We start from the raw sequence: 16755 nt of genomic DNA, 5'->3' as shown, positions 1-16755 counted from the left end.
GGCATCGGCCCCGGTCACATCGTGAGCGTGGTCGGCATCGGTAGGCTTGGCCATCCGGGCATCACGTTCGCACGCGCAACGAGGTGCATGACCGGTTCGTGATCGATCTGCAGGCCTCTGCGTTGTAACCGCGCGGAAAGCGAAAGCAGTCTAGTGACCTGCGTCGCCCATCCTGTAGCGTGCACACACACTGCCACCCAAGAATCCTCACATGTCTCCACGCACGACGCGGCGCCAGCTGCTGGGTGGCGCCGCCGCGCTAGGCCTGCTCGCGCGCATTCCCAGCGGCTGGGCGCTGCCGTCAGGGGCGGTGCGCACGCCTGCTTTCATCGACGCACTGATCGCGCGCATGAGCGTTGAAGAAAAAGCCGGCCAGCTCAGCCTGTTCAGCTCGGCGCAGCAGGATGGCAAAGCGGTCGTCGCCAATCCGCTCGCACGCTCTGCCGATGGGGACGATCAGCTGGCTGCGGCCCGGGCCGGGCGGCTGACCGGGGTCTTCAATGGCTCCAACGTCCGCTGGCACCAGCAACTGCAGAAGGCAGCGCTGCAAAGCCGGCTGCGCATTCCGTTGCTGTTCGCCGCCGATGTGATCCATGGCTACACCACCGTCTTCCCGGTGCCGTTGGCCGAAGCGGCCAGCTTCGAACCAGACCTGGCACGGCGCACGGCGCGCGCAGCGGCGATGGAGGCCAGTGCGGTCGGTCTCGACTGGACCTTCGCGCCGATGGTGGACATCGCCCGCGATGCGCGCTGGGGCCGCGGTGTCGAGGGCGCTGGCGAAGACGTGCTGCTGGCGCGGCTGTTCGCACAGGCACGGGTGCGCGGCTTCCAGGGCGATGCGGGATTGGCCAATCCCGATGCGATGGCAGCCTGTCCCAAGCATTTCGCCGCTTATGGCGCGGCCGAAGGAGGGCTGGATTACAACCGTGTGGATGTCTCCGAGCGGACGCTGCGCGAGGTCTATTTCCCGCCGTTTCAGGCCGCCTTCGCTGCCGGTGCGGTCACGACCATGGCGGCATTCAACGAACTGTCGGGCATTCCGGCAACGGCCAACGCGTGGTTGCTGGATGGCGTGCTGCGGCAGCAGTGGGACTACCCGGGTTTGGTCGTGTCCGACTTCAGCGCCGACCAGGAACTGGTTGCGCATGGCGTTGCAGCCGACGACCGCGAGGCGGCCAGGCTGGCCTTCATGGCCGGGGTGGACATCAGCATGGAAAGCGGCCTGTATCTGCGTTACCTGCCTGCCCTGGTTGCCGCAGGCGAGGTGCCGATGGCACGGCTGGATGCCTCGGTGCGCCGCGTGCTGACGTTCAAGGCGGCGCTGGGGCTGTTCGACGATCCGTTTCGACGTATCCGGCCCAGGCTCGCGCAGTCGCGTCAGCGCCGCGCCGAGACCCTGGCATTGGCGCGCGAAGCCGCATGCAAATCGGTGGTGTTGCTGAAGAACGACGGCGAGCTGTTGCCATTGCGACGCAGCGGCCAGCGCATTGCGTTGATCGGGCCAATGGCACGCGATTGGCTCAATCACGCCGGGCCGTGGAGCCTGTTCGATGAAGAGGACACCCACAACACGCTGGCCACTGCACTGTCGGGCGCGCTCGAAGACCCCAATGCACTGCGCGTGGAGGACGGTTGCGGCTTCGATCAGGCGCTGCCGGGCGGCGTGCAGGCGGCAGTGGCAGCCGCTGGCGATGCCGATGTGGCGCTGCTGGCAATCGGTGAGCCGCTGAGCTATTCGGGCGAGGCGCAGTCGCGCACCGAGATCAGCATTCCCGAGGTACAGCAGCAATTGCTGGCGGCCGTGATCGCCACCGGCACGCCGGTCGTGGTGCTGCTGAGCACCGGCCGTGCACTCGCGCTGGAAGGGCCGGTGCTCGCATGCGCGTCGATCCTGGTCAGCTGGTTCCTGGGTTCGGAGGCGAGCGCTGCAGTGGCCGACATCCTGTTTGGCACGCGTGCGCCATCGGGCCGCTTGCCGGTGAGCTTTCCGCACGCGGCAGGCCAGGTGCCCTACTTCTACGCACACACCTCCAGCGGCCGCCCCAATCCGCAGCCGGATGTGCTGGAGCCGTATAAAACGCACTACCGAACGGTGCCCAACACCGCACTGTTCCCCTTCGGCCACGGGTTGACCTATGGCCGCATCGAATACGGCGAGCTGCGCTTGAGCGATACGCGGATGACGGCGACCGGCAGCCTGCGCATCAGCGCGCGCATCCACAACCGCGGCACGCGCGATGCGGAAGAAGTGGCGCAGCTCTACATCCGCGACCGCAGCGCCAGCATCAGCCGCCCGGTGCGCGAGCTGAAGGATTTTCGCAAGCTTGCAGTGCCGGCAGGCGGCAGCGTGGCGGTGGAGTTCGTGCTGCGCCGTGAGGATCTGTTGTTCATTGGCCAGGCCTTGCAACCAACCGTGGAGCTTGGCGTGTTCGATGTGTGGGTGGCGCCTTCTGCGGAAGCGGCAGGCGTGTCTGCGCATTTTGAATTGATGGGCTGAGCGCTAGCCGCAATCGGAATGGCTCAGCTCAGGGATGGATGTACGGCGTGTCTCGCTCGTGGTGAGGGCATCGCGCCTTCTCGCAGCTCGCTTGGGAATATCCACACTGCGTTGAGGCTCACGCTCTCGGTCGTATTGAGGGGTGATGGGACGGTGCGGATGCGTCGGTTTGGAGCGGATGATCTGCGGCTTGGCTGCGGGGCCCTTGCCCGCCCACCATCGCGGGACACGCCGCAAGTACGTCCGTGTAGGCTCTTACGCGGCATCCATGCCGCGTAAGGTCCCACGACGGTGGGAGGGCAAGGACCAGTCGAGAGGGTCGGTGTGCAGGGTTGCGAGCAGTGCGTGTTGCGCGGCCGTCCGATGAGGGGCGATCTGATCAGTTCCTTCGATGCGAGCAATTTCCAGAGATCACTCCAGTGGTCGACGAAGGCGCGTATGGCCGACATGTTGCCGCCATCGCTACAGCGTTCGAGGGCTTGTTAGATCCTTTTATTCCCCGCGCAACACTTGCGCGAGGAACGGCGCGGTCCGACTTTCACGATGCCGTGCAACCACATCAGGTGTACCCGCCACCACGACATTGCCGCCCGCACCACCGGCGCCCGGCCCCATGTCCAGCACCCAGTCGCTGCTGGCGGCCACGCGCATATCGTGTTCGACCACGATCACCGTATTGCCCGCCGCCACCAGCCCTTGCAGCTGGCGCATCAAGGTGTCCACGTCGGCCGGATGCAGGCCGGTGGTCGGCTCGTCCAGCACATAGACGGTGTCGCGCCGCTGCGCGCGTTGCAGTTCGGTGGCCAGCTTGATGCGCTGCGCCTCGCCACCGGAGAGTTCGGTGGCCGGCTGGCCGAGCCGCAGATAGCCCAGCCCTACTTCGCGCAATACCTGCAACGGACGCAGCACGCTGGCGTCTTCGGCAAAGAATGTGGCGGCCTGGTCCACCGTCATTTCCAACACCTGCGCGATGCTGTGGCCACGCAGTTCGATCTCCAGGGTCTTGGCGTTGTAGCGCGCGCCATGGCAGGTGGGGCACGGTGCGTAGACGCTGGGCATGAACAGCAATTCCACGTGCACCGAGCCCTCGCCTTCGCAGGTGGCGCAGCGGCCCTTGGCGACATTGAACGAAAACTGCCCCGGGTCGTAACGGCGGCGACGCGCGGCCGGCGTGGCGGCGAATAGCTTGCGTACCGGATCGAATAAACCTGTGTAAGTGGCGAGATTCGAACGCGGTGTGCGGCCGATCGGCTTCTGGTCCACGCGCACCAGCCGACGCACCTGATCGAGCCCACCGACGATCGCACCACCCAGCGGCACCTGCGTGCCACGCTCCAGCGGATCCAGCGCTTCGTCTTCCTCTGCCTGCGTTTGCCCAAGATGGGCGGCCAGCAGTTCCACCAGCGCCTGGCTCACCAACGACGACTTGCCCGAGCCGGACACGCCGGTGACGGTGGTGAACACGCCCAGCGGCACGTCGACATCCAACGCGCGCACATTGTTGCGGGTGATGCCGCGCAGCTGCAGCCAGCCGGTGGCTGCGCGTGCACGGCTGTGCACCTGCGGCGGCGTGCCGAACAGATAGCGCCGCGTGGATGAGGCGTGCACCTGTTCCAATCCCGCAGGCGGGCCGCTGTAGAGCACCTGCCCGCCATGCACGCCGGCAGCCGGGCCCACATCCACGATCCAGTCCGCATGGCGGATCACATCCACCTCGTGTTCCACCACGAACACCGAATTGCCTGCGGCCTTGAGCTGATCCAGCGCGCCCAGCAATGCCTGCGCATCGGCCGGATGCAAGCCGGCCGAAGGTTCGTCCATCACATACACCACGCCGAACAATTGCGAGCGGATCTGCGTGGCGAGCCGCAGCCGCTGCAGCTCGCCCGGCGACAGCGTCGGCGTGCTGCGCTCCAGGCTGAGATAGCCCAGGCCCAGTGCCTGCACCACGGCGATCCGCGCGCGTAGATCGGCAGCGATGCGTTGCGCGGCGATCGCTTGCTCAGGATGCGTGTCGGCCTGCGTGCGTGTGTTATTGCGCTTGCGCTTGCCAGCATCGCCCTCGGCAGCCGGGCGCAGCAACTGCGCCACTTCATCCAATGGCCGCCGCGACAACTCGCCGATATCCAGCCCGGCGAAGGTGACCGACAACGCCTCGCGCCGTAGCCGCTTGCCATCGCACTGCGGGCACTGCGTGCTGATCAGATACTGCGCCACGCGCTTTTTCATCTGCGCGCTTTGGGTGGTGGCAAAGGTGTGCAACACATAGCGCCGCGCACTGGTGAAGGTGCCCATGTAACTGGGTTCTTCCTTGCGGCGCAGCGCGCGCTTGGCCTCGTCCAGGCTGTAGCCGGCATACACCGGCACCACCGGTTGTTCGTCGGTGTAGAGAATCCAGTCGCGGGTTTTCTTCGGCAGCGTGTGCCACGGCACGTCGACGTCGTGGCCGAGCGTGGTGAGGATGTCGCGCTGGTTCTGCCCGTGCCAGGCACCGGGCCAGGCGGCCACTGCGCGATCGCGGATGCTCAGTGTGCGATCCAGCACCATGGTCGCCTCGGTGGCGTCGTAGATGCGCCCCAGGCCATGACAGGTGGGGCATGCACCGGCGGGGGTATTGGGCGAAAATCCGTCCGCATAGATGATCTCCTGCCCCGGCGGGTAGTTACCCGCACGCGAATACAGCATGCGCAAGGAATCGGAGATGGTGGTGACGCTGCCCACCGACGAGCGCGCACTCGGTGCACCGCGCGCCTGCTGCAAGGCCACTGCCGGCGGCAGGCCTTCGATGGAATCCACTTCCGGTACGCCGACCTGGTCGATCAGGCGCCGCGCATACGGCGAAATCGAATCCAGATAGCGGCGTTGCGCCTCGGCAAAAATGGTGCCGAACGCCAGCGACGACTTACCCGAGCCGGACACCCCGGTGAACACCACCAGCGCATCGCGCGGGATGTCCACGTCCACGTTCTTGAGGTTGTGCTCGCGCGCACCGCGCACACGCACCAGGCCAGAGGACGACGAGATTGCGTTGGACATGACCACCAGACCGACGTTCGACAACGCACTAGCCTAGCGCGGCACGCATGCAGCCGATGTCGTCGTCGCATCGTTTAGGTGCAGTCGAGTCCTGTAGGTCAACAGCCTGGTCGGTCGAGTGCGCGGTGCCCTCGCCGCTCGCGGGACACGCCGCAAGTACGTCCATGTAGGCTCGGTGGCGGCATCCATGCCGCCACACGGTCCCGCAATCGGCGAGGACACCGCACCAGAGAGTTGGTCGGTAGATTTGTGAAAAGCAGGCAATCTCGCGGGTGGATTGATTTGCTGGTGCGGGCTGCAACTACACGAGAGCCAGCGCATTAGACGCACGTCCTACATTGCTTGCACCATGCACACCGACCATCTCGACTGGTCCTTGCCCGCCCACCGTCGCGGGACCTTACGCGGCATGGATGCCGCGTAAGAGCCTACATGGACGTACTTGCGGCGTGTCCCGCGACGGTGGGCGGGCAAGGGCCCTGCAGCAAACCCGCCAATCAGCCGCTCTACAACGCGATCACCCCAACGCATGCGCCGGCACCGGCTGCTCGCCGGTATCGGCCAATGCCTGCATGCGCGCCACCACGCCACTGAACAGCCGTGCGGTAGCTGCATCGCGCGTGCGGAAGATCGCTTCCAGCTCGCCGTAGTACCACAGCGTGCCCTCGCGCCCGGCGGTGAACACGTTGAAGATGTCCTGCCCCACGGCGGGGTTTTCCAGGTCCTGCACGATGGTGCGCGCGTTATAGAGTTTGTCGCAACCGGACACCAGCAGCGCGCGCTCCGGGGTCTTGCGCAGATGCTCCAGGTAGGCCAACTTGCGCTCGCGCCAATCGCGTTTGCGCGCACGCTCGGTGTTGTCCACTTCGGCCTTGTCTTCGGCAGTGGCATCGGTACACGCCATCACGATGTCGGCCACGGTATCGCCGAACTGCGCGCGGATCGAGGCCTCATGGCCGCCGCCGCAGTCTTCCACCACATCGTGCAACAGGCCGGCAATGGCCTGCTCCTCATCGCCGCCGCATTCCAGCACCAGCGTGGACACGCCCAGCAAATGGCTCAGATACGGAATTTGCGTGCCCTTGCGCAGTTGCCCGGCATGGGCGATGCGCGCGTAATCCACAGCCAGGGCGTAACGTTCGGTGAGAGCGGTCATGGGGCGTCCGATGCGAGCGATGGCGCATTATCGCCGAGCGCGCCCAGACGCAGGGTGAGGACGCCGCGACGATGTGTGCAGGCTCAATGACACGCTGTTGCGGTCGATAAGGCTAGAGTTTCCCCACGCCGCACGATTGCTCAGCCATGCCGCCCCTTCCCGTTTGCAATGCCTGCCGCGATGGCCAGGACTTTCCCACCGCCATCACCATGGCGTTCCAGCCCATCGTCGATGTGTCCGCCCGCACGGTCTACGCCGGCGAAGCGCTGGTGCGCGGCGTCAACGGCGAATCGGCCGGCAGCATCCTGGCCGCCGTGGATGAGCGCAACCGCTACGCCTTCGATCAGGCCTGCCGCATCAAGGCGATCGAATGCGCCGCGCAGATCGCACTGCCGGCCTTGTTGTCGATCAACTTCATGCCCAATGCGGTCTACAACCCCGAGCACTGCCTGCGCGCCACGCTCTCGGCCACCGCGCAGTACGGCTGGCCGCTGGACGCCATCATTTTCGAAGTCAGCGAACAGGAACACCTGGCCGAGCCGGCGCATCTGCTCGACATCATGCGCACCTATCAGGCGCGCGGCCTGAAGACCGCCATCGACGACTTCGGCGCCGGTTATTCCGGCCTCGGCCTGCTCGCCGACTTCCAGCCCGACCTGCTCAAGCTGGACATCGCGCTGGTGCGCGGCATCGACGCCGACCGCAGCCGCCAGGCGATCGTGCGCCACACCACCCGCCTGTGCGAAGAACTCGGCATCGCGGTGATTGCCGAAGGCATCGAACACCCCGACGAATACCGCGCCCTGCGCGACATGGGCATCCACCTGCAGCAAGGCTATCTGTTCGCCCGCCCAACGATCGGCAAACTACCGCAGGTGCACTGGCCAGAGTGAGCGCACGCGTGCGCGAACTGCCCCCCTCAGCAAACGCGCAATCGCCCGACACAAAATCCGCACCCGACCAAATCAAACAGCACGCAAGCCGCTTTGCCGAATCCCGATTCTCCAATCCCGATTCCCAGCGGCGCCCCAGCTCCCATCCACACCCCGCCAAACAACCGCGCCGCCTCACACATACCGCGGAATCGGCCCCAGCTGCGGCGTCCGATCCGGCAACTCCACGTCCACTTCGTCCACATAGCACCAGCCCCACCCTTCGGGCGGGTCGTAGCCTTCGATGATGGGGTGGCGTGTGGCGTGGTAATGCGCAGTGGCGTGTTTGTGCGGCGAATCATCGCAGCAGCCCACATGGCCGCAACTGCGGCACAGGCGCAGATGCACCCAGGTGCTGTCGATGGCCAGGCAGTCTTCGCAGCCACGCGCGCTCGGCGTGACCTCGGCAATCTGCCCGGTATGCGTGCAGTGATCACTCATGATGTGGCGGACTCCTGGGCGGCAGTGGCAAGTTCGGACTCGGGCACCGGGTTGGCCTGGTGCGCAAGGTACTGGTGAATCTGCGCCACCACTGCAGCGCCCTCGCCCACTGCGGCCGCCACACGCTTGACCGAGCCGGCGCGCACATCGCCGATGGCGAACACGCCAGGGCGATTGGTTTCCAGCGGCAGGCACGCCGGCACGCCATCGCCGCGCGTGGTGCCGGTAATGACGAATCCGCGCGCATCGGTCTCCACGCACTGCTGCAACCAACCGGTGTTGGGGTCGGCACCGACGAACAAGAAAAGATGCCGCAGCTCCACGTGCGTGGTCTGCCCATCCGCGCGCGTGCGCAACACAGCCGCCTGCAGACCGCGCTCGGGGTCGCCTTCCAGTGCGGACACTTCGGTACCGGTATGCAGTTGCACATTCGGCAGCGCCGCGATGCGTTCGATCAGGTATTGCGACATCGACGATTCCAGGCCTTCGCCTCGAATGATCAGGTGCAGTTGCTTCACCCGCGGTGCCAGAAACGCCACCGCCTGGCCGGCCGAATTGCCACCGCCCACCAGCGCCACCACCCCGCCCTCGCACAGCCGCGCTTCCACCGGCGAGGCCCAGTACGACACCCCGTGGCCTTCGAAACGGTCCAGCCCTTCGATCTCGGGGCGCCGGTAACGCGCACCCGAGGCGATCACCACGGTGCTGGCCAGCAGCTGCTTGCCATCGGCGAGATCCAGCTTCAGCGCACCGTCTTCGCGCCCGCATTCCAGCGTGCCGGCCTCGATCGGGATCGCCAGTTCGGCGCCGAACTTCAGCGCCTGGTTATAGGCGCGTCCGGCCAGGGCCTGGCCGGAAATCCCGGTCGGAAAACCCAGATAATTTTCGATGCGTGCCGATGCACCGGCCTGCCCGCCGATGGCACGCTGGTCCAGCACCATCACCGACAAGCCTTCGGAGGCGGCATACACCGCGGTGGCCAGGCCTGCCGGCCCGGCGCCGACAATCGCCACGTCGTAGCGCTTGTCCGGGTCGATCTCCGGGGTCATGCCCAGGCAATGCGCGGCTTCGGTATCGCTGGGCTGGCGCAACACGCGCCCGCTGGGGCACACCATCACCGGCAAGTCGTGCTCCTGGATGCCCAACCGCTCGACCAACGCGCGGCCTTCCTCATCGGAGACATCCATCACCGTGTTCGGGTAGCCATTGCGGGTCAAAAAGCCCTGCAGACGGGTCAGATGCGGGTCGTCGGGCTCGCCGATCAACACCGACCCCGAGGCATCGCCTTCGATCAAACCCACGCGGCGCAGGATCAACGCGCGCATCACCACCTCGCCCACTTCCGCCGAGCTGATCAATAAGGCGCGCAAATGTGCGGTGTCGAAGGGCAATGCCAGGCAACCTTCCGGCCCGGCGCGTCCGCCGGCCAGCGACGCGCGCCCGGCCAGTTGGCTCACCTCACCGGTGAACTGGCCCGGCGTATGCAAGGTGATGGGCTTTTCGTTGCCCAACCCGTCGCGGCGCACCACCTCGATGGCGCCTTGCAGCACCACCCACACCGGCGCATGCGCATCGCCGACCTCGAACACGGCCTCGCCCGCATCGAAACGCTGCGCCGGCCCGCTGGCAAAACGCCGCGTGATCGCCAATTGGCCCGAGTCCAGCTCGGGAAACATCTGATGGTGGCGGGTATCGGCCAGGGACATGGGATGGCGACGCTGAGGGGGACTGCATGCAAGCATGGCCAGCCGTGAGGGCGATGGCAATCACCCGAATGCGCAAGACCGGCGATGACACGCGGCACACGCGCACACGAACAAAAGTTGCTGCTGTGCAAGGACATGCGCAGCGTTTGCGGAGGAACCGGGCCAGTGGCGCGCTACCGAACTCAACGCAGCAATCAACCGCAACCGTGCGCACTATGGCTGCGCCGGCTCCCAATGTGGGCCGTGCTGCCCGGCAGCCATGCGCTCGGCCGGGCGCACACGAAACACCACACTGATGCGCTCGCCGACCGCACGGGCCGTCTTGAGAATGCCGTGTTCGTGGGTGACTTGCGAGGCATGGCTCATTGCCAGCAGGCTCCCGGACGCCAGGTCCACACCGATCGCACGCGTGCTGCCGTCTTTTACCCGCAACTGCATCCGGCGCGGCGCGCCCAACGAGATCAATGCGATCGGGTGCGGCGCCAGCAGCGTCTGTAGTTTGTCGTGATGCATTGCCACGCTGTCGCGGCCATCGCGATACAGATTCAGGCCCACTGCGTTGTACGGTGCAGGCAGCACGGCCTGCACTGCCGCGAGCAACGCGTGCAATGGCAACCCCGGCGGCAGCGGTGCATCCAGCCGATACGAGGCAAGCATGCGCGGCACCGCGACGATGCGGTCGTACATCTCGCGGTGTTGGCTGCGCCAGTCGGTTGCCTCACGCAATGCGGCGAAGCATTCCTGCACCAGCGAAGGCGTCAGCAGCTGCGGCCAATAGCGCACGCCGCCTTCGGCATCGTGCAGCACCTGCAAAGGCATGGAAGGAGCGTCGAACAGATCCATCTGCGTGATATGCGGGCGGTCTGCGCGATTTCAGCAGCACGGCCTTGAGTTTTTCTTTGGCAAACGCGTTGCGTGCAGACCAGCGGGCTCAACAATGCAGGCGCACGATGCCACGCGATCAAGCCCGACAGCTGTGCTACGGTCCGGCGCTGCATCCGCCTGGAACCTTCCGCATGCAGCATCGGTCGATCGCCTTGTCTCCTCTGCGCTGGCTGGCGCTGTTTGCCGCCCTCGCCACGTCTGCCGGCATCGCTGCGCCACGCGTTGCAGACGCCGGCTTCCAGGCGGTGGACCCGTTTATCGGCACCGGTGGCGAAGGCCACACCTATCCCGGCGCCACGGTGCCGTTCGGCATGGTGCAGCTGAGCCCGGACACGCAGATCAAACCGCGCAAGGAAGCCTATGGCTGGGCCGCCGGGTACCGGCACAGCGACAGCACGATTGTCGGTTTCTCGCATACGCATTTTTCCGGCTCCGGGCATTCGGACCTGGGCGATGTGTTGCTGATGCCGCAAACCGGCGAGGTCAAACTCGAACGCGGCGATATCGCCACACCCGGCAGCGGCTACACCGCGCAGTTCGACCATGCCAGCGAGCAGGCGCAGCCCGGGTATTACGCGGTGACGTTGAAAGACCGCAACATCCGCGCCGAACTCACCGCCAGTGCGCGCGTCGGCGTGCATCGCTACACCTTCCCCAGAGGCGAGCCGGCGCATGTACTGGTGGACCTGCGCACCAGCCTGTACGACTACCCCGGCAAGGTGCAGTGGTCGCGGCTGCGCGTGCGCAGCGATGGCACCGTCACCGGCTTTCGCGAAACGCGCGGCTGGGCGCCCGGCCGCCAGTTGTACTTCGCCATGCGTTTTTCGCGCCCACTCACCGCTACCCAACTGCACGACACCGAGCAGGACATCCCGTACAAGGGCTTTCCGCCGCCGGGCGACAAGAACCCCGCGCAGCGTGCGCAGATCGAGGGGCGGCAACTGGTCGGCGTGTTTGACGTCGCCAACGACGGCACGCCGTTGGTGGTCAAGGTCGCGCTGTCGCCGGTCAGCGAGGCCGGTGCCATCGCCAATCTTGATGCGGAGGTGCCCGGTTTCGATTTCGACCGCGTGCGCGCCGATGCGCGCGCGCAATGGACGCAGGCACTGTCGGCGATCGATGCGCAGGGTACGCCGCAACAACGCACCCAGCTCTACACCGCGCTGTATCACACGCTGCTCGGGCCCACGTTGTTCATGGACAGCGATGGCCAGTACCGCGGGCCGGACAATGCCGTGCATCAGACCAAGGGCTGGACCAACTACTCCACCTTTTCGCTCTGGGACACCTACCGCGCCCTGCATCCGCTGCTCACCCTGGTGCAGCCGCCGCAACGCAGCAGCGACGTGGTCAATTCCCTGCTCGCCTCGCGCCGCGAAAGCGCTTACGGCATCCTCCCCGTTTGGGCGTTCCACGGCCTGGAAACCTGGTGCATGATCGGCTACCACGCCGTGCCGGTGATCGCCGACGCCTACATGAAAGGCATCGGCGGCTTCGATGCCAACGAAGCGTTGGAGGCCATGGTCGCCAGCGCCAACTACGGCCCCTACGACGGTATCGCGCAATACCGCGAGCTGGGCTATGTGCCCATCGACGAAGAAGGCGAGGCTGCGTCCAAGACGCTGGAATACGCCTTCGACGACTGGACCATCGCGCGCATGGCCGACAAGCTCGGCAAGCCCGCCATTGCCGCAGAATTCAGCAAGCGCGCCGGCAACTGGAAGCACGCCTTCGATCCCGCTACTGGCTACATGCGCGCGCGTAAGCGTGCTGGAAGTTTCCGCGAGCCGTTCGATCCATCCGCCAGCGGTTACGGCAGCGACTACACCGAAGGCAATGCCTGGCAATACTCCTGGTACGTGCCGCAGGACGTCGCCGGGCTGGCGGCCGCGCATGGCGGCGATGACAAACTGCTGGCACGTCTGGATGCGGTGTTCGATGCCAAGGTCGACCCCAAGGTGTTCGAGCATATGGAAGACATCACCGGCCTGATCGGCTGGTACGCGCACGGCAACGAGCCCAGCCACCATGTTGCCTATCTGTACGCCTACGCCGGGCAACCCTGGCGCACCCAGGCGCGGCTGACCCAGATCATGGACACGCACTATCACGCCGGCCCGGAAGGCCTGGCCGGCAACGACGACCTCGGCCAGATGTCGGCGTGGTACGTGTTCACTACGCTGGGCTTTTATCCGGTCGCGCCAGGCAGCAACCAATACATCATCGGCCGCCCGTTCCTGCCGCGCGCCACGCTCAACCTGCCCAATGGCAAGCGTTTCAGCGTGATCGCCGAGGGATTGAGCAAAGCGCGCGCCTATATCGGCAGCGCCACCCTCAACGGCCAACCGCTGACCCGCGCCTACCTCACCCACGAGCAGATTCAGGCCGGCGGCGAGCTGCGCTTTCGCATGCAGGCCACGCCGAACACGCAATGGGCCACCGACCCGGCACAGCGGCCGTATTCGATGTCCACCCAGACGCACTGAGTCAGTAGTGGATGCCCATGCGCAACCCGCAGGCATCCCGCTCCACCACCGCCGGCAAGCTGCCGGCGGTGCCTGCGGCAATGCGCTGCGCACTCCAGCAGGCCACCAAGGCATCCAGCACATCGTCCGGCTTGGCCAGCGCACGCGGTACGCGCTCCAGCAACCCGGCGACTTGTCTGCCGCCGTAGCACTGGCCCAGCAAGGCGGCTCGCTGTTGGTGGCCCGCACCGCTCTTCTTTCCCGCCGTCAGGCCCTGCCCGCCAGCGAGCACGGCGAACGACACTTCCGGGTGCACCTCGAATACGCGCTCCGCCCACACCGGGTCAGCGCGCAAGGTATCGTCCCAGTCGCGAATCTTCGACAGCAGCGCAAACGACTGCACGCCAAAGCCACGCTGCCCGTCGTGGTCCAGCACCCGATGCAACGCAGAGGCTTCCACCTGCGTGCTTGCATGCAATATCCCGCGCAGCGGCGCGGCAAAGATGCTGCATGCGCGTCTGCCGCCCACAAAGCGCCGCGCCTGCACATCCGCAGCGCGGGGCACGTGCTCGCTCAAGCCAATCGGAATATCCACGCCGAGCACATCGATATGGCGCAGTGCGCTCGCCAAGGCTTCAACTGTCGGATAACAGGCAAATTGCAGCCCATCGTCTGCCTCCCACACCGCCAACCAACCGCTGCCGGCGCCATCGATCCCCACACACTGCATTGCTGTTCTCCGGTCGTGACGTGCGTGCACGGCGCTGCGCCATCGCTCGCATGCGATCTGCGTGACGCGTTCACATCATGCACAACATTCTTTCACCCGCACGCATCGCCGTGGTTTCCAGACTGATCTGTATCAGGCCGCAGCACGCTGCGGCCCTGCCATCCCCCAATGCAGGAGCCAGTGCATGTCCAGCACCAAGAACCAGTACGAAATGCAGAACCCGCTCACCCAGTTTCCGCAGCCCAAGTTCCCCGAGCAAACCCAGGAAGCGCCAGGCACCATCCATGCATTGCAGCCCAAGGCCGACCACGGCGAGCAGAGCTACCGGGGCTTCGGCCGCCTGAAGGGCCGCAAGGCGCTGATCACCGGCGCCGATTCGGGCATCGGCCGCGCCACCGCGATTGCCTACGCACGCGAAGGCGCCGACATCGTGCTGAACTATCTGCCGGAAGAAGAGCAAGACGCCGCGGAAGTGGTGCAATTGATCCAGGCCGAAGGCCGCAAAGCCATCAGCATCCCTGGCGACTTAAAAGACGAAGCCTTCTGCAATGAACTGGTCGCACGCGCGGTCAAGGAGCTCGGCGGGCTGGACCTGCTGGTCAATATCGCCGGCAAGCAGACCGCGGTGAAAGACATCGCCGACATCACCACCGAGCAGTTCGATGCCACCTACAAGACCAACGTCTATGCGATGTTCTGGCTATGCAAGGCGTCCATCCCGCACCTGCCGCCGGGCGCATCCATCATCAACACCGGCTCGATCCAGTCCTACCAGCCCTCGCCGACGCTGCTGGACTATGCCTCCACCAAGGCCGCCATCGTCAACTTCACCAAGGGCCTGGCCCAGCAGGTCGCCGACAAGGGCATCCGCGTCAACGCCGTCGCACCCGGCCCGGTGTGGACGCCCTTGCAGCCAAGCGGTGGCCAGCCCCCGGAGAAGATTCCCGATTTCGGCTCGGAAACCCCGCTCAAGCGTGCTGGCCAGCCGGTCGAGATGGCGCCGCTGTATGTGATCCTGGCTTCGCAGGAATCCAGCTACGTCACTGGCGAAGTGTTCGGTGCTACCGGCGGCCTGTTGTTGTCCTGAGTCAGCTGAAGACGCGTTCTTTCCAGCGTAACGCCACCAGAACCCTGCCGATCGCTGCAGGCGCAGTGATCGGCAAGCGTTTCATCGGTGGCGTTTTTGGTAGCGGCGACGGTATCGACGGGTGATGCATCGGTAAAGACGGATACGCAAGGTAGTTCGACCGGCTAGGCCACGATGGTTTCGATTACGCGAAAGCCCCCTTCTCCCACCGGGAGAAGGTGCCCGAAGGGCGGATGAGGGTACGCAACTGCTACCAACGCTCCGCCCAGGGCCCCGCGCTTACTGCATCACCACCGTCTGGATGGCATGCGCCGGAATCTCCAACTCACTCGATGCCTCGCCCACATACAGGTTGTAGCGGATCGCCACATCGCTGGCATTCATCACCACCGTCGCCAGGCTGCCATCGGCATTGAGAAACGAAGTAGTCGCCAGATTGCTACGGCTACTGGCCGCACTCACCCGCCGCGCACCCGGCCGGATGAACTTGGAAAAGTGGCCGATATACCAATAGCTCGGCGTATAGATCACCTCACCGGTACGCGTGTCGGCATGCACCGGCGCAAAGCAGTAGTTGCCCACGTGATTGGGTCCGCCATGTTCGTCGAGCAGAATGTTCCAGTCGGTCCAGCCCACCGCCCCATGATTCAAATCGTTGATGATCGCGGTGCCATAGCGCTCGCCATTGGGCCAGGACTGCAGCTTGGCCGGGTCGAACTTCTCCACCGCCGCTTCGGTCAGCAGCAGGTGCTTGTCCGGATACGCCTGCGCCACTGCCGCTACGTTCTCCACCATCGGCGCGAACCCGGCCCAGGTCTCGTACCAGTGGAAGCCCATGCCCCACGCATATTTGGCCGCTTCCGGATCGTCGAAGATCACATGCGCGCGGTGCAGCATCATGTCGCGGTTGTGGTCCCACACGATGATCTTGCGATCGCCGTAGCCCGCCTTGGCCATGCTGGGCCCGAGATGGTGCTTGAGGAAATCGCGTTCTTCTTCGGCGGAGAACACCATCGACTCCCAGGTCTGCACCGCCATCGGCTCGTTCTGCAGGCTGATGCCCCAGATCGGGATACCCGCCTTTTCGTAAGCCGCGATGAAGCGCGTGTAGTAGGTGGCCCAGGCCTGCGCATAGGCGGGCAGCAACTTGCCGCCCTTGAGCATGTTCTTGCTGTCTTTCATGAAGGCCGGCGCGCTCCACGGGCTGGCGAAGGTCGTCAACGTGCCGCCGGCCGCAGCGATGGCCTGGCGCAGCATCGGGATGCGATAGCGCTGATCGTGCCTGACCGAAAAGCTCTTCAGCGCCGCATCGCCTTCCTTGATGTAGGTGTAGCTGGCGCTGCTGAAATCGGAGCTATGGATGGTGGTGCGCGCCAGCGTATAACCGATGCCTTTTTGCGGATCGTAGTACGCAGTGAGCAGTTCGCGCTGCGCACGCTTGGGCAGCCTGGCGAAGGTCTCCGCGCTGGAATCGGTGATCGCCCCGCCAATGCCCAGCACCTCCTGAAAGCGGTGCTGCGGATTGACGAAGATGGAGTTCTCTTTCTCCGTCAACGCATGCCCGGTCTTGAGCGGCTCGACGGCGCTGACGCGCATCTGCTGCGTTGCGCCCTGGGCGCTGGTGTAGACGCGTAGTGCCCCGGTTTGCGGTGCCGATGAAGCATCAACCTGTCCTACTGCAACCCCTGTGTTCTTCGATGCAGGCGTGGATGCACGTGCAGACGATGCCGTTTGTGTCGGCATCGGTGTCGGCATCGGTGTCGGTGTTTGTGCGGATGCCAACACTGCCCCAGTCGTAGTGCCCCAAATCCCCAACAGCC

The 16755-nt window shown here is 65.3% G+C and carries 11 protein-coding genes; 4 read left to right on the top strand and 7 right to left on the bottom strand.

Translation table 11 applies throughout. The annotated features are described in order from the left end of the window. The first annotated feature begins 211 nt into the window (after positions 1-211). Positions 212-2497 carry a glycoside hydrolase family 3 N-terminal domain-containing protein gene (locus NYR97_RS15010; protein ID WP_316694253.1) on the top strand — a complete coding sequence of 762 codons (2286 nt, stop codon included), beginning with the start codon at positions 212-214 and terminating at the stop codon, positions 2495-2497. Between the two features lie 492 nt (positions 2498-2989). Here NYR97_RS15010 and NYR97_RS15005 read toward each other — a convergent pair whose 3' ends face one another. Together NYR97_RS15005 and NYR97_RS15000 are read right to left on the bottom strand one after the other, a co-directional pair. Beyond that, positions 2990-5533 (bottom strand): excinuclease ABC subunit UvrA, encoded by a 2544-nt coding sequence (locus NYR97_RS15005; RefSeq protein ID WP_316694252.1) that lies wholly within the window; start codon positions 5531-5533, stop codon positions 2990-2992. Between the two features lie 517 nt (positions 5534-6050). After that, on the bottom strand, positions 6051-6689 hold the full coding sequence (locus NYR97_RS15000) for an HD domain-containing protein (protein WP_023903012.1): 639 nt from the start codon (positions 6687-6689) through the stop codon (positions 6051-6053). A 146-nt stretch (positions 6690-6835) separates the two neighbouring features. Here NYR97_RS15000 and NYR97_RS14995 point away from each other — a divergent pair, with 146 nt between their 5' ends. Further along, entirely contained in the window at positions 6836-7582 is a 747-nt protein-coding gene (locus NYR97_RS14995; RefSeq protein ID WP_316694249.1) for an EAL domain-containing protein, read from the top strand. A 174-nt stretch (positions 7583-7756) separates the two neighbouring features. Here the strand turns inward: NYR97_RS14995 and NYR97_RS14990 are convergent, their stop codons facing one another. From NYR97_RS14990 to NYR97_RS14980, 3 genes are all read right to left on the bottom strand, one after another. After that, positions 7757-8062 (bottom strand): UBP-type zinc finger domain-containing protein, encoded by a 306-nt coding sequence (locus NYR97_RS14990; protein WP_316694247.1) that lies wholly within the window; start codon positions 8060-8062, stop codon positions 7757-7759. Continuing rightward, entirely contained in the window at positions 8059-9768 is a 1710-nt protein-coding gene (locus NYR97_RS14985) for an FAD-dependent oxidoreductase (RefSeq protein ID WP_316694244.1), read from the bottom strand. Before NYR97_RS14985 ends, NYR97_RS14990 begins: the two co-directional genes overlap by 4 nt. A gap of 213 nt (positions 9769-9981) precedes the next feature. Then, entirely contained in the window at positions 9982-10611 is a 630-nt protein-coding gene (locus tag NYR97_RS14980) for an alpha-ketoglutarate-dependent dioxygenase AlkB (protein WP_316694242.1), read from the bottom strand. Between the two features lie 173 nt (positions 10612-10784). On the opposite strand from NYR97_RS14980, the gene NYR97_RS14975 reads away from it, so the two are divergent. Further along, positions 10785-13139: a GH92 family glycosyl hydrolase gene (locus NYR97_RS14975; protein ID WP_316694240.1), complete on the top strand. Its 2355-nt coding sequence runs from the start codon at positions 10785-10787 to the stop codon at positions 13137-13139. A 1-nt stretch (position 13140) separates the two neighbouring features. Here NYR97_RS14975 and NYR97_RS14970 read toward each other — a convergent pair whose 3' ends face one another. Next, a complete protein-coding gene (locus NYR97_RS14970; protein ID WP_316694238.1) occupies positions 13141-13848 on the bottom strand; it encodes a DUF429 domain-containing protein in 708 nt (235 codons plus the stop codon). 184 nt (positions 13849-14032) lie between these two features. Between NYR97_RS14970 and NYR97_RS14965 the strand changes: the two genes are divergently transcribed. Then, positions 14033-14935: an SDR family oxidoreductase gene (locus NYR97_RS14965; protein ID WP_316694236.1), complete on the top strand. Its 903-nt coding sequence runs from the start codon at positions 14033-14035 to the stop codon at positions 14933-14935. 279 nt (positions 14936-15214) lie between these two features. Here NYR97_RS14965 and NYR97_RS14960 read toward each other — a convergent pair whose 3' ends face one another. Next, entirely contained in the window at positions 15215-16678 is a 1464-nt protein-coding gene (locus tag NYR97_RS14960) for a glycoside hydrolase family 30 protein (protein ID WP_316694234.1), read from the bottom strand. Positions 16679-16755 lie beyond the last annotated feature (77 nt).

The organism is Xanthomonas hydrangeae, assembly GCF_032697525.1.
Taxonomy (GTDB): Bacteria; Pseudomonadota; Gammaproteobacteria; order Xanthomonadales; family Xanthomonadaceae; genus Xanthomonas; species Xanthomonas hydrangeae.
The sequence above is the reverse complement of the archived record's forward strand: the minus strand, read 5'-3'. Positions and strand labels throughout refer to the sequence as shown.